This window comes from Streptomyces sp. NPDC045022 (assembly GCF_056432605.1).
The window spans coordinates 1-12,676 of the sequence record NZ_JBWKIR010000060.1; the positions used below are offsets into that span (position 1 = coordinate 1).

Annotated in this window: 11 protein-coding genes and 3 pseudogenes; 7 read left to right on the plus strand and 7 right to left on the minus strand. The window is 69.1% G+C overall.

The window, feature by feature from the left end:
• The first annotated feature begins 140 nt into the window (after nucleotides 1-140).
• Together AC07C1_RS40630 and AC07C1_RS40635 are read left to right on the plus strand one after the other, a co-directional pair.
• A protein-coding gene (locus tag AC07C1_RS40630; RefSeq protein ID WP_478947151.1) for an IS5 family transposase occupies nucleotides 141-940 on the plus strand; the annotation gives its coding sequence in 2 pieces (ribosomal slippage) (nucleotides 141-489 and nucleotides 489-940; 801 coding nt in all).
• A 50-nt stretch (nucleotides 941-990) separates the two neighbouring features.
• Nucleotides 991-1,700 (plus strand): annotated as a pseudogene (locus AC07C1_RS40635) (IS5 family transposase); the annotation flags it as partial.
• Here AC07C1_RS40635 and AC07C1_RS40640 read toward each other — a convergent pair.
• From AC07C1_RS40640 to AC07C1_RS40650, 3 genes and pseudogenes are all read right to left on the minus strand, one after another.
• Nucleotides 1,684-1,746, minus strand: a pseudogene (locus AC07C1_RS40640) (DUF6207 family protein); the annotation flags it as partial. The pseudogenes AC07C1_RS40635 and AC07C1_RS40640 overlap by 17 nt on opposite strands.
• A gap of 765 nt (nucleotides 1,747-2,511) precedes the next feature.
• The gene (locus AC07C1_RS40645) at nucleotides 2,512-2,880 is read right to left on the minus strand and encodes an STAS domain-containing protein (RefSeq protein WP_478947142.1); all 369 of its coding nucleotides are present in this window, start codon (nucleotides 2,878-2,880) and stop codon (nucleotides 2,512-2,514) included.
• Nucleotides 2,877-4,370 (minus strand): PP2C family protein-serine/threonine phosphatase, encoded by a 1,494-nt coding sequence (locus tag AC07C1_RS40650; protein ID WP_478947143.1) that lies wholly within the window; start codon nucleotides 4,368-4,370, stop codon nucleotides 2,877-2,879. The genes AC07C1_RS40645 and AC07C1_RS40650 overlap by 4 nt, the downstream gene beginning before the upstream one ends.
• A gap of 514 nt (nucleotides 4,371-4,884) precedes the next feature.
• Between AC07C1_RS40650 and AC07C1_RS40655 the strand changes: the two genes are divergently transcribed.
• Nucleotides 4,885-5,733, plus strand: a complete 849-nt coding sequence (locus tag AC07C1_RS40655) for an RNA polymerase sigma factor SigF (RefSeq protein WP_478947144.1) — start codon at nucleotides 4,885-4,887, stop codon at nucleotides 5,731-5,733.
• Between the two features lie 495 nt (nucleotides 5,734-6,228).
• Here the strand turns inward: AC07C1_RS40655 and AC07C1_RS40660 are convergent, their stop codons facing one another.
• Nucleotides 6,229-6,534, minus strand: coding sequence for a hypothetical protein (locus AC07C1_RS40660; protein ID WP_478947145.1), 306 nt, complete (start codon nucleotides 6,532-6,534; stop codon nucleotides 6,229-6,231).
• 229 nt (nucleotides 6,535-6,763) lie between these two features.
• Nucleotides 6,764-7,210: an ATP-binding protein gene (locus tag AC07C1_RS40665; RefSeq protein ID WP_478947146.1), complete on the minus strand. Its 447-nt coding sequence runs from the start codon at nucleotides 7,208-7,210 to the stop codon at nucleotides 6,764-6,766.
• A gap of 211 nt (nucleotides 7,211-7,421) precedes the next feature.
• On the opposite strand from AC07C1_RS40665, the gene AC07C1_RS40670 reads away from it, so the two are divergent.
• Nucleotides 7,422-7,784 carry an STAS domain-containing protein gene (locus AC07C1_RS40670; protein ID WP_478947147.1) on the plus strand — a complete coding sequence of 121 codons (363 nt, stop codon included), beginning with the start codon at nucleotides 7,422-7,424 and terminating at the stop codon, nucleotides 7,782-7,784.
• Nucleotides 7,785-7,976: 192 nt separating this feature from the next.
• Here the strand turns inward: AC07C1_RS40670 and AC07C1_RS40675 are convergent.
• Nucleotides 7,977-8,162: pseudogene (locus tag AC07C1_RS40675) on the minus strand (hypothetical protein); the annotation flags it as partial.
• A 346-nt stretch (nucleotides 8,163-8,508) separates the two neighbouring features.
• Here AC07C1_RS40675 and AC07C1_RS40680 point away from each other — a divergent pair.
• A complete protein-coding gene (locus tag AC07C1_RS40680; protein WP_030933194.1) occupies nucleotides 8,509-8,679 on the plus strand; it encodes a DUF5670 family protein in 171 nt (56 codons plus the stop codon).
• A 397-nt stretch (nucleotides 8,680-9,076) separates the two neighbouring features.
• Here AC07C1_RS40680 and AC07C1_RS40685 read toward each other — a convergent pair whose 3' ends face one another.
• A complete protein-coding gene (locus AC07C1_RS40685; RefSeq protein ID WP_478947148.1) occupies nucleotides 9,077-10,321 on the minus strand; it encodes a replication-relaxation family protein in 1,245 nt (414 codons plus the stop codon).
• A gap of 329 nt (nucleotides 10,322-10,650) precedes the next feature.
• On the opposite strand from AC07C1_RS40685, the gene AC07C1_RS40690 reads away from it, so the two are divergent.
• Complete coding sequence (locus AC07C1_RS40690) at nucleotides 10,651-12,321, plus strand: serine/threonine-protein kinase (RefSeq protein WP_478947149.1); 1,671 nt, start codon at nucleotides 10,651-10,653, stop codon at nucleotides 12,319-12,321.
• A gap of 41 nt (nucleotides 12,322-12,362) precedes the next feature.
• A complete protein-coding gene (locus tag AC07C1_RS40695) occupies nucleotides 12,363-12,575 on the plus strand; it encodes a hypothetical protein (RefSeq protein WP_478947150.1) in 213 nt (70 codons plus the stop codon).
• Nucleotides 12,576-12,676: the final 101 nt, after the last annotated feature.

A 12,676-nucleotide genomic window follows, 5' to 3' on the forward strand; every position in this document is an offset into this window, starting at 1 on the left:
TCGCGATCTCCCACAGCCCGTCCGGAACAATCCAACTCCACGTACCCCGCCCCATACACAGACGAACGAGCGATCACGACATAGGACACGGTCTAAGAGGTCATCTCATTTGGCCTGTTCGATAAGCTCTGGGTGTGGGGATCGTTGAGCGGCTGGTGCCGGATGAACTGTGGGAGTTGTTCCAGAGGGTGGTGCCGGAGGCGCCGACCCGGCCGCAGGGAGGCGGACGACGTCGGCACGGAGACCGGGAAGTGCTGGCTGCAATCGTGTTCGTGGCCACCTCGGGCTGTACGTGGCAGCAACTGCCGTCAGCCTTGTTCGGCCCCTCGGGAGCCACGGCTCACCGCCGTTTCGCCGAGTGGTCGAGGGCCCGCGTATGGGCGAAACTCCACCGCCTGGTCCTCGACGAACTCGGCTCCCGCGGTGAGCTCGACTGGTCTCGCTGTGCGATCGATTCGGTGAACATGAGGGCCCTGAAAAGGGGGAACTGACAGGCCCGAATCCTGTAGACCGGGGCAAGTACGGCTCGAAGATCCACTTGATCACCGAGCGCACCGGACTGCCCCTGTCTGTGGGGATCTCCGGCGCGAACCTTCACGACAGCCAGGCCCTCGAACCGCTCGTGCGGGGCATCCCGCCCATCCGCTCCCGACGCGGACCTCGCCGGCGATGGCCTGCCAAGCTCCATGGCGACAAGGGCTACGACTACGACCACCTGCGCCGCTGGTTACGCAGCCGCGGCATCCAGCACCGCATCGCCCGCAAAGGCATCGAGTCCTCCAAGCGGCCGGGACGCCACCGCTGGACCATCGAACGCACCATGTCCTGGCTCGCCGGATGCCGCCGCCTCCACCGCCGCTACGAACGCAAAGCCGAACACTTCCTGGCCTTCACCAGCATCGCGTGCACCCTCATCTGCTACCGCAGACTCGCCAAATGAGATGACTTCTTAGACGGTGTCCTATGTGGTGATCGCTCGTTGGTCTGTGTATGGGGCGGGGTACGTGGAGTTGGATTGTTCCGGACGGGCTGTGGGAGATCGCGAAGCCGCTGATCCCGCCGTCGAAGGTGCGGCCACAGGGTGGAGGAACGCAGGACACGCCTGATGAGACGCTGTTCGCGGCGATCATCTACGTGCTGGTCAGCGGTTGTGCCTGGCGGGCTCTGCCGCCGTATTTCGGGATATCGAAGTCGACCGCGCACCGCCGGTTCCTGATCTGGTCGCGGGCCGGGGTGTGGGGCCGCCTGCATGAGGCGGTGCTGCACCGGCTCGATGACGCCGGCCTCATCGACGTCTCGCGCGTGGTCCTCGACTCCGCTCACGTGCGGGCTAAAAAGGGGGCGAACTCACAGGTCCAAGCCCCGTGGACCGGGGTAAGCCGGGTTCCAAGATGCACGTCCTGTCGGACGCGAACGGGCTGCCCCTGGTCGTCGGCGTCTCGGCCGGCAACACCCACGACAGCGAAGGGCCGAAGCCTATGGTCGAGGGTCACCAAACGAGACACGACCCCCACCGCGGCCGCCACTTCAAGCCCCAGCGCCTGCACGCCGACAAGGCATATGACATCCCCCACCTGCGCAAATGGTTACGAGGCAAGCGCATCGGCGTACGCATCGCCCGCAAGGGCATCGAGTCCAGCGAACGGCTGGGCCGCCGCAGGCGAGCGCAGTGGCGTCGTCGGCGGCCGCGACGTCGACGACAAGCAGGCCCGGCTCGCTCACGTGCGTCTCGTGGATCGGGTCCATATACGGCACTACGCCCGGTCCCCCCGGAAGAGTTCCGCCGCTGCAGTGTCTTCACCCGACCGAGTGGCAGGCCGTCAGGGTTTTGTCGCCGCCCCAGTCCCAGCGGGCCGGATCGCCGGGCCTCCGGATTCGAAAACTGCTACGCGCTGACATTGGCCAAGCGGTTAAAGGGAGCGCAGCGTCCCAGGATCGATCTGGATCCGGCGCTGACCGACCTGGCGGTGTGGCGGAACCCGCCTGTGGACCGAACCTGGCGAGGGCCGTGGTGCTGACGGCGCCAGGCAGGTAGCCACTTGCTCCAGGCGAGCAACGGAAATCGGGCTTCTGCTCCACGGCAACGGATACATCAGCTTCCACAGCTGAGATCGCACCAAGCGCCGCCTTGCCAGCCTGATCGACACTGCTGTGCCGGTTGCCACGACGGCCGATACTCACTCGGATCGGCCAGGGCCAGATCCCAGGCCGAGCAAGTGGGCGGGGCCAGAACCGGCGCCACTGCCCGACCGCCGAGGCGGCCAAGCCGAAGCCCTGATCTACGTTGGTGCCGGCCTGCTCCTGGACCAGCTCGGTCAGCACGTCGATGAACGGCTGAGCAGGCGTGCCCGGTTCGATCGCGGCGGCGGCCTGCTTGACGAAGCGGATGAGCGCGCGTCGCGACCAGTGATCGGCCGCGACGCGCGCTTCGCCATGCCCCCGCGCGCCCAGCTGTAGGGCCGGGCTGTGCCAGGGCATGCCCGCTGATGTCACTCCTGCGAGCGAGGGTGTTCAGGCGGTGGTGCGATTGCCCTGGCGGGCGGCGAGCGCGGCCTCGGCGCTGGGGTAGGCGGGCAGGAAGGTGTCCATCCCGGTGACGCTGAGCAGGCGGCTCAGCCGGTCGGGGATGGCTGCCAGGGTCAGGGAGCCGTCGGCGTCCTTGGCGCAGCGCCAGATGCCGACGAGGGCTCCCAGCCCTGAGGAGTCGCAGAACGTGACAGCCGACAGGTCGGCGACCAGGTCTGCGTGTCCGGCCGCGATGAGTTCTAGGGCGCGGGCCCGCGCGGCGGGTGCGGCGGCGATGTCGAATTCACCGGACAGTGCGATCACGGCCAGGGCGCCGTCGGTGTGCGGGACGTCGATGTGGAATGCGTCGGTCATGGGCGTCGGATCTCCTGCCCGACGGAGGCGTCGGCGCGTGCGGTCGGGGCGGCGGCGCTGTGAGCGGTGGTAGTGATGCCGGCGGGAGCGGCGTCCGCGGTGGGGACGGACAGGGCCAGCAGCGCCACGTCGTCGCGTTCGGTGTCGGGGAGTGTGTCCAGGAGCGCGACGGTGTCGTCGATGAGGGCGCCGGCGCGGACCGGTGCCGGTCGCTGGGCGAGGAAGTCGGTAAGGCCGGTGTCGGCGAGCATGTGGCCATCGACGGTGCGGGCCTCGGTCAGCCCGTCGGTGTACAGCAGCAGTCCCTGGCCGGGTGCCAGGTGCAGGGTGAGTGAGGCGAAGGCGGCCTCGGCGAACGCGCCGACCAGCATGCCGCCCTTGGCGCGGGCCGCTTCGACCCGTACACCGCCGCCCTCGGCAGGGCTGAGGTGGTAGGCGGGCGGGTGACCGCCGGTGGCCAGCGTGACTGTGAAACCGCCGTCCCGGGCCGGATCGAGCAGGCCGAAGACGGCGGTGCAAAAGCGGGTGCCAACCGCCGCGTCGAGCAGCAGCGCGGTGTTCAGGGCTTTGAGCGCGGCCGTGGGGTCCGCGTCGACGAGGGCTGCGGCCCGCAGCGTGTAGCGGGTCAGTGAGGTGACCGAGGCGGCTTCGGCGCCCTTGCCGCACACATCGCCCAGGAAGAACGCCCACCGGCCTCCGCCGACGGGGAAGACGTCGTAGAAGTCGCCGCCCACTTCCTGCGGGGAGGCGGTCTTGTAGTGGCAGGCCAGCTCAAGCCCGGGTACCGCGGGCAGCGCGGGAGGCACCAGGGTGCGCTGCAGGGTGGAGGCAAACGCCGCGATGGCCGCCTTGTCCCGCTCCGCACGCTGGCGGGCCTCTTCCTCCGCCTGACGCTTCTCCTGCTCGACCTTGCGGCGCTCCTGCTCGGCGCGTATCACGTGCAACGCCGACAGCCGCAGCTCAAGCTGGTCACGCACCACCGCGGCCAGGTCTGTGAGGGTGGAGGCATCGGCCTCGCTGATCTCGCGAGGGCGGGTGTCAAGGACGTTGACCGTGCCCAGGCGGTGCCCGTCGGCGGTGATGATCGGAGCGGCGGCGTAGAACCGCACCCCCATCGGGCCGGCGACCAGCGGGTTGGAGCAGGCGACCGGGTCCAGCAACGTATCGGGGATGACGGTGGTGTCATCACGCAGCACCGCCGAGGCGCACAGGCCCGGATCCCGGCCGATCTCGCTGACACCTTCCAGCCCGTGCGCGGCCTTGAACCAGATTCGGTCCTCATCCACGATCGTCACCGTCGCCACCGGCACCTCGAACAGCCGCGCGGCCAGCGCCGCAACTCGGTCATAGGCGCCGTCCGGCGGAGTGTCGAGAATGTCGTAACGGCGCACCGCCGCCATCCGCGCCGCCTCGACCGACACGGCCAAAGGCCCGCTCGGTCCTATCGCAGGCAGGATCGCTTGTTCCGGCATGTCCCTCGTCTCGCTCATCCCCCCAGGAAGGCACCGACCAGACAGCCAGCACTCCGGAACCCTACCGAACACGGCCGGCGCACCCGATCCGACGACGAACTTCGTAGTGCGCACCAGCATCGTGGACGGCCGTCAACCCACCGACCGCAACCGGGCGCAGTGATCGGCGAAAAGGCGAACGTGACTGCCTTCGTGGTCCGGACCACAAGCTGCTCACCGACCTGAACACAAAACTCCGACGGGACGTTGCCCCCGGCCAGGTCGACCAGGTCTGCCGCCGCGAAGACCTGGCGGACCTGGCCGCCGCCGGCACCCCGCTAGGACCGGAGCAGGACGCCGCGCGACTCGATTGGATGGCGCGGCTCGGTTGGATCCGCTCGCCGCAGTCGATCGAGGTCCGCTTCGGCACCTCTCGGGTGCGGGGCCGTCGATATCACGGAGGGAGTAGGCATGAAGGTGGGGAGAAGGGGTAAGCGCGGCAGGGCGAGTCGAGGTGGGCCGGTGTCGGCATGGCCGACAAGGGGAGGAACACATGGTTACCGATACGGCAGCGGCGACGGCGGATGCGCAGTGCGCTGAACTGCCGGAAGTGGCCGACCCGTCGAAGGTCGCCCCGAAGGACGCGCGTGAGCTCACCCGCCTGTTCTTCCAGCAGCTGGACCGGCTTGAAGAGGGCACGCCGGAGTACCAGTACGCGCGCAACACGCTGATCGAGGTGAACATCTCCCTGGTCCGCTACGCGGCCTCCCGTTTCCGCAGCCGGGACCAGGAGGAGATGGAGGACATCGTCCAGGTCGGCGTGATCGGTCTGATCAAGGCCATCGACCGCTTCGAGCTGTCCCGCGAGGTGGAGTTCACCTCCTTCTCGATCCCCTACATCGTGGGAGAGATCAAGCGGTTCTTCCGTGACACCACGTGGGCCGTGCACGTGCCGCGCCGTCTGCAGGAGGCCCGCGTCCAACTGGCGCGCGCGACCGAGGAGCTGAGCAGCCGCCTGGGCCGCACGCCGACGGTGGCGGAGCTGGCCCAGCTGATGAACCTGGACGAGAAGGAAGTCATCGAGGCACGGCTGGCCTCCAACGGCTACCGCTCCTCCTCCCTGGACGCCGCCATCGGCAGCAGCGAGGACGGCGAGACGGCCCTGTCCGACTTCATCGGCAACGACGACGGCGCGCTGGAACTGGTCGAGGACTTCCACGCCCTCGCCCCGATGATCGCCGACCTCGAGGAGCGCTCGCGCAAAATCCTGCACTGGCGGTTCGTGGAGGAACTCACCCAGGCGCAGATCGGCGAACGACTCGGTGTCTCCCAGATGCACGTCTCCCGACTGCTGTCACGCACCCTGGCCCAGCTCCGCGAGGGCATGCTCACCACCCACTGACACCGCAACCTCGCAACGGCACCTCGCGGCCGTGGTGAACCCGTACACCACGCCACCACCCTGTGCGCGGTCGGTATGGAGCGGCCCCGCTCAGGCCGTTCTCCACTCGTGTGGGCGTGCCTCCGCGCCATTCCACCCAGCGCGCATCGTCCAACACTCCCTCGGGTTCGTCGACGCCAGCCGCTTGAAGGAACACCACCAGGTCGTGGTCGCTGTAAGCGGTGCCGAGGATCTCGTCCCGGCCGTGCGAGTGCACGGTGACACTCCGGCCACCGGTACGGGAGGGCTGGTGTACGACGATCGGCGCACTGGTCACGCCTCCCAGCGTGCTCCCGGCAGGGCCGTGCGGCGAGTCGGCTGCCCGCTCAGGAGGGTGCCGGACCAGTCGAAACGGCGCGGGCCTCCGGCACGCGGGTCCTACATCGCCCCGCCCGCCGGCGTTCGAACTGCCCCACGCTCTGAGGGCAACGCGGGTGTCGATCCCGCGGCCCAGGGTCATGCAAGCAGCCTGACCCGCACCTCACCGCTCGCGTGGTCCACCTGCACGGGATGACCGGCTTGCGCGAGGATCGCCAGCAGCGCCGACCGCAGAGCAGCACGAATGCCCTCGAACTCGGTATCCTCCCGGCCCGCAGGATCCAACTCGCTGCCGGGCACCCATCCCACCAGCACCGAGTCCGTATCCCTCCGCACCCGCAGACCAGGGCTGCCCTCATCACCGGCCGACGCCACATCGAAGCCAGCACGGGCCAACGTCCCGCACACATCAGCGAGCAGCTTCTCCACGGCATCAGCGGTCACCGCCAAAGCCTATCCACACACCCTGACGGTTTCGGGCACAGATGCTTCACGTACGGATGAAGGAGAGCCGGTCGCTGGTCTTGTGCGCTGCCTCTGCCTCTCCCGCTTTTGGCGCACCGTCGTGCACGAAACCGAACGCCACCTCGGCTGGGGCGCCGATCGTAAAGTGCGGCAGGCCCGACCCGACCCCTTCCCTCCGTCGCCCTCGCCTGCCGGTAGCGCGCCGCTGTTACTGGGGGCGGCGTCCGGTGACGTCTCCGCCGGGGTCGTCGGGCAGGGCAATGCGGGCGGTGACGCGTTTGCCGACCGGTTCCCGCTGGACCTCGAAGCCCTGCGCGACGGCCATGACGATCTCCAGGCCGTGCTGCCCGACCCTGCCCGCATCGGCGGCCCGCGCCACCGGCAGACCCGGCTCGCTGTCCCACACGATCACTTCCACCACGTCGCCGGAGATGCGCAGCTCCATCAGCACCGGCCCGGGAGCATACTTGCGGGCGTTGGTGACGAGCTCGCTGACAACCAGCCGGGTCAGGTCCATCGCGCGCGCGGACACCGGCAGGCCATGCTCCGCCTGGACGCGAGTGAGGAACTCGGCCGCGTGGTGGCGCGCCTCGGCGATGCAGGATCCGTCGCCGTCCAGGGCAACGGTCTCCTGTATCGGAGAGGCGCCAGGCATCAAGCTGTCCTTACCATCGGGGACTGATTTCGCCGGACCCACCGTTGTTTCCCCTGTTCACACGTCTGCGCGTACCCCGCACTATGCCTCACATGTCCCCTTGAGCTACGACGAAGAGCCGAACAGGTGTTCACCGTAGGATCGGGGCAGGCTGCCAGCGAACATCGTGTCGGGGCCCAAGCACCCATCCGCGAGCGCAGTCGAGGGAACGGTGACAGACACCCACGGAGCAGCCCAGCCCAGCCACCTGTCGGTCGACCGCACAGGCGTCGACGGCATCCGGGTGGTCACCCTGCGCGGCGAGATCGACCACGACGTCAAGGACATGCTCACCAAGGTTCTGCTGTCCTATGACGGCGCGACGCCACGGACCGTGGTGGACCTCAGCAGCGTGACCTTCATGGACTCCAGCGGCATCAACGTCTTCGTCGCCGCCCACAAAAGCATGAGCGACGCTCAGGGGTGGCTGCGTATAGCCGGCGCCCAGGCGTCGGTGCTGCGGCTCCTTCAGCTCGTCGGCCTGGATGAGGTCATCGGCTGCCATTCCACCGTTGAGCAGGCCCTGACCGCCTGACCCGCGCCGTGCCCGGCCGCGGCGTTCTAGCCGGCGTCCCCGTCTGAGGCTCCCTGCTGGCGTGACCGCCGGTGCACAGCCGCGCCCAGCTCCCGCCCCACCGGCTCCGGCAGCGGCTGCCCCAGCGCCCAGCAGCTTGATGTTGGTGCGCTGGGACACCTCACACAGCACCTCGAACCCGGCAGCCGGCGCAAGCCGGTGGATCGCGGTAAGAACACCGATGGCCTGGTCCACCGTCGCGTGCGAGTTGACGGCTTGCCGCAGCTGCGCGTTCTCCTGCTCCAGGCGGGCGATCGTGGCGTCGTCACGTGTCCCGTCGGGCGAAAACCGCGGCACGCGGGAAGTTGTCATGCTGGTCTCCGTACAGGGGCAAGGCATCCCTGTACGCCTGCTCCCAACCTCGACGGCAAGACACCCCCACCGAGGTGTGAAGCAGCACAAGGGGAATAGCTCTTCGCCGCCCAAAGGACGGCGAAGAGCCCCCAAGGGCTGTAGACCCAACCCTTGTCCAGCCGAGTGGCCACCGCGTCCACGCTCACACCCCTCACGGGCCGTACAGGCGAGGACGGGCAGCCAAGGCGGGTGCCGCAGCCGACTCGGGGATGACGACGGCACCGCCCCGGAGAACTGTGTTCAGTGCCCGCAAGAGCAGTGGAGAAACCAGGGAAATCGACCGTGTGTTCTGACATTCGCCGGGCACGAGGAGCGACGGAGGTTGATAACTATGGTTCCCCTGCTTCTCGTTCTTCTGCTGGCTCTGATCCTCTTCGGCGCGGGCTTCGCGCTCAAGGCACTGTGGTGGATCGCCGTCATCGTGCTGGTCGTCTGGCTTCTCGGCTTCGTCATGCGCTCCGCGGACACAGGCGGCCGCAAGGGACGCTGGTATCGCTGGTAACCCGCCAAGCAGCAGCATGCCTGGGGGCCCCGGATGTATCCGGGGCCCCCAGGCATGTCCCGGATCAGGACATCTCTCCGGGTAAACGGTGTAGCTACCACCTTCCCGGGAACCGGGCCTCATAGCTGGGGCCCGGTGAAGCAGTGGAACCTGCGCCTCCAAACCACCGGACCCCAGCCACCCCGACATCCGAACACCAGCTCACCAGACAACAATCCGCCACCGCAGGCCACGATGGCTCTACACCTCTCCCAGTCCCAGTTCGGCGTAGTGCCGTCCAGCCGCTGGCTCGGGTGGACATCGTCGGCGCCGTAAACCCGGCGGCGCAGCAGTTGCTCATCACCACGGTCCATCCGGTCAGCCTTGCAGGCGCCACCGACAGCGGGGTCCGGTCACGTCAGCTGCGGAAGCGCGAGATCCAGGTGCCGCCGGCCTTCTGCTCGGGCACGGCCTGGTCGTGCTCCTGGAGCGCGTGCTCGGTGTGCTCGGCTTGGCGTTCGGCGGTGATGGCGCGTTGCTTGCAGTCGTCGCACAGGTGCGGGTGGGTCTCCCGTGGGGTGTCCCACCCGGCGGGCTCGATGGCCTTCCACCGTTCGTCGGTGAACTTCGTTCCGCAGCTGGCGCACACGGGACGGCGGGCCTCCCGCTCGGCCCTCTGCTGTTCGGCCGCGCGGCGCAGCTGCTCCTTGTACTCCCGCTCGCGGGCTGCGTACTCATCCCGCTGACGGGCGTCGTGGGCTTCGCGGCGCGGGTTGCCGATCGCCTCCAGGAGCGTCTGGTTGTGCGGGCGTCCGAAGCGCCGGAAGATCGCCCCGGCCGGGCCGTGCTCCTTCAGCTGCTTCATGCCGGTGACCACGATGGGGAGCTTGCCGTCGTCCATGTGGAAGCCGTCCTCGTACGCGGTGCCCTGCCAGTGCCGCTGGGTCAGTTCGGCCAGCTGCGCGATGACGGTGTTGGGGTTGCGCGGGCCGACGCGGTTGAAGACGAGCAGCAGCGGCGGGTGCGGCTGATCGCCGTGACGGCCGTCGGGCACCCACCAGCGGGTGCGCCACATCGGCCGCTCCTTGCCGTCGACGTCCTTCACCTTCCGCTGGCCAAACCGCATGTACTTGTCGATCTTCGCCGCGAGTACCTGCGCGGACTCGTAACAGTTGTCGAGCTTCACGAACAGCAGCGGCACCCCGTCCTCGGGCGCGGTGAGCACGATGTCCGCCTGAGCGCCGCCCTTGCCGGGGTTGGACCACGTGCCCGTCGCGGGCAGCGCCACCTCGGTCGCGTAGGAGGCGATGGTGCCCAACCCATCCGGTGCATCGACCGCGGCCTGCGCGGCGGCGAGGACATCGGCCGGCTCGCCATCGAGCTGGGACAGGTCCGGCTTCGGGCGCAGCAACGCGAGCACGGCGTCGTTGACCACCATCGGGTGGGAGGCCCCAGTGCGGCCCGCGCCACGGGCCGGGTTGCCCATCTCCCCCACCGGCCGCCCCAGCTCGTAGGAGGCGGCCTTCAGCCCCATGGGCGTCAGGTTGCGCAGAGTGTCCCCACCCGAGATCTGCCCGCCGTTCTCCGCCAGGCCGTGCTTGCGCAGATCGGAGAGCGCACCCGTGTGCGAGGCGGTACGGGCCTGCTTCCGCTTCGAGGGCATCGGCTTGTCGGTGTGCCGGTGAGCGCGAGCGTCGTCATAACGCGCTCGGCACGCTGCACGAGAGGTGAGTTGCCGACGTCCGCCTCGTCACGCACCGGAGCTGCGGCATGCCCGGACGCACGGAAATGGGGGAAGGCAGCGGCTGCCATGCCAGCCCCCGAAGGCCACCACCGAGTGAAAGCTCCGAGACTCCACGAACCGGGGTCAGGCCAGACAGGTGCGTCGCCCGCCTGGTGGTATGTGGGCCGCCGCGTATTCTGCTGGCCGTCCGCTCGGCGTGCGCGGTGCCGTCGCGCCGCGGACGGGGCGGAAGGATTGGGGAGGGATACGTGGAACCGGTGAAGCCAACTGATCCGGACGCGGTCGGGGGATACCCGCTGTTGGCCAGGCTCGGCGCCGGAGGTATGGGCCAGGTCTACCTGTCCCGGACACCTGCGGGGCGGCCACTGGCCCTGAAGACCGTGCGCTCGGACCTGGCCGCCGCGCCGGACTTCGAGCCGCGGTTCGCCCGCGAGATACGCAACAGCGATCTTGTCCGCTCGCCATTCACCGTCTCCGTCGTCGACTACAGCCCGCCCGGCCATCGCCCGCAGTGGCTTGCGACCGAGTACGTCCCCGCGCCGTCGTTGGCCGACTGGGTCGTCGCGCACGGGCCGCTGCCGCCGCTCACGGTGCGTGCGCTGGCCGGCGAACTGGCTGCCGCTCTCGCCGCCGTGCACGCCTGCTTGCTGGCACACCGGGACGTCAAGCCGTCCAACATCCTCCTGGCCCGCGAGCGTTGCATGCTGATCGACTTCGGCATCGCCCGGGCGGCCGACGACTCACGGCACACCCGCAGCGGCGGAGTCATCGGTTCTCCGGGCTACCTCGCTCCCGAGCAGGTGTCCCACGGCGTCGTCACCGAGGCGGGCGACGTCTTCTCCTTCGCCTGTGTCGTCGTGTTCGCCGCGACCGGACGGAGTCCGTTCCAGCACGAGGGGGAAGATGTCTCGGCAGCCTCGCTGCTGTACCGCATCGTGCACGAGCAGCCGCACATCGACGCCGTGCCCCCGGAGCTGCTGCCCATCGTGGCGCGCTGCCTGGCCAAGCACCCGGAGCAGCGACCCACCAGCGAGGAACTGACCGACCTGCTGCCCCGCCGCCCCGGCTCTAGCTGGCCCCAGGCCCTGCCGCCCGGTCTCGGCGACGAACTCGCCACACGCCACGCGGAGGTCTCGCACCTGGTCGCGGCGCCCACCGGCACGGCGGTTCCATCACCGCCCGCCGGTACCGCCGCCCCGCTGCCCGTGGCCGTCCCTGTCTCTCCCCCACTGGTAGCGTCACACAGCCTTCCCGGCCAGTTCGGGGCTCCACCACAACCCGGGCCGAGCACAATCGGCCCCGAGGGCCCACCTGTTGGAAGAATCAGCACCGGGCATTCCACGACGCGCACGTCGCGCACTCCGTGGTTTGCCGCCGCGGCCGTGGCAGTCGCCGCGCTGGTGGTGGCGCTGCTGCACCCGTTCGGTGGTGACGGTGGCGGCAGCCAAGCGGGAACGAGCCCGAAGGGCAGCGAGCACACCTCGCCATCCACCTCGGCGACAGCACTGACGCTCCCGAAGAAGTGGGCAGGCGTCTGGAGCGGCACCGGCCCGGGCAACCCCAGGGCCGATGGGCAGCTTTCGCCCCGCACCACCTCATTCAAGGTCACCCTGACTCTGCACACCGCCACCATCGGAGAACTCGCCGGTAAGCAGGTCAGCAACGTCACAGAGGCCGGCACTCAGCGCGAAGTTGGCTGCACCGAGGCCCTCGAACTGCGCGGAGTACGCGGAGCCACAGCCACCTTCGAGGCGGTCACCAGCCATCCCACTGACCGTTTTGCCTCCCTGCTGACGTGCGAGAAGGGCCATGTGTACGTCGTAGAGCTGACGGGCAACGACACGATCTCACTCGGCGAGGAAGGCGCTCAGTCCGCCGGCGCGCCCTCCCGTCTGCACCGCGGCCGGTCCACCGGTTGACGCCATCCCATGCGGACCCCAAGTGACCCAAAGGGGAGGCGGTGGATGAGCCAGGCGCCGGCCAGGCCGATCATCGCGCCGGCGGCGACGTCGCCGGGACGGTGGGCGCCGCTGTGGACGCGTTCGACGCGGCATCTTTGTCGGGGACCGCGCACAAGGTGCCGACCGGCGGCCAGGCCGGGGTGACGGCGGCAGTGAAGGCGACCGCGGCAGCGGTGTGGCCGGAGGGAAATGATGAGGAGTCGCGGACCTGACCTAGGCGCAATGCCAGTGACTTAGCTGTCCTGCTCTCGTTGGTTGTGGTGTGGCGAGGGTGGGGCAGGTCAAGTCGCCTGCGGGTGAGCGGTTGTCGGAC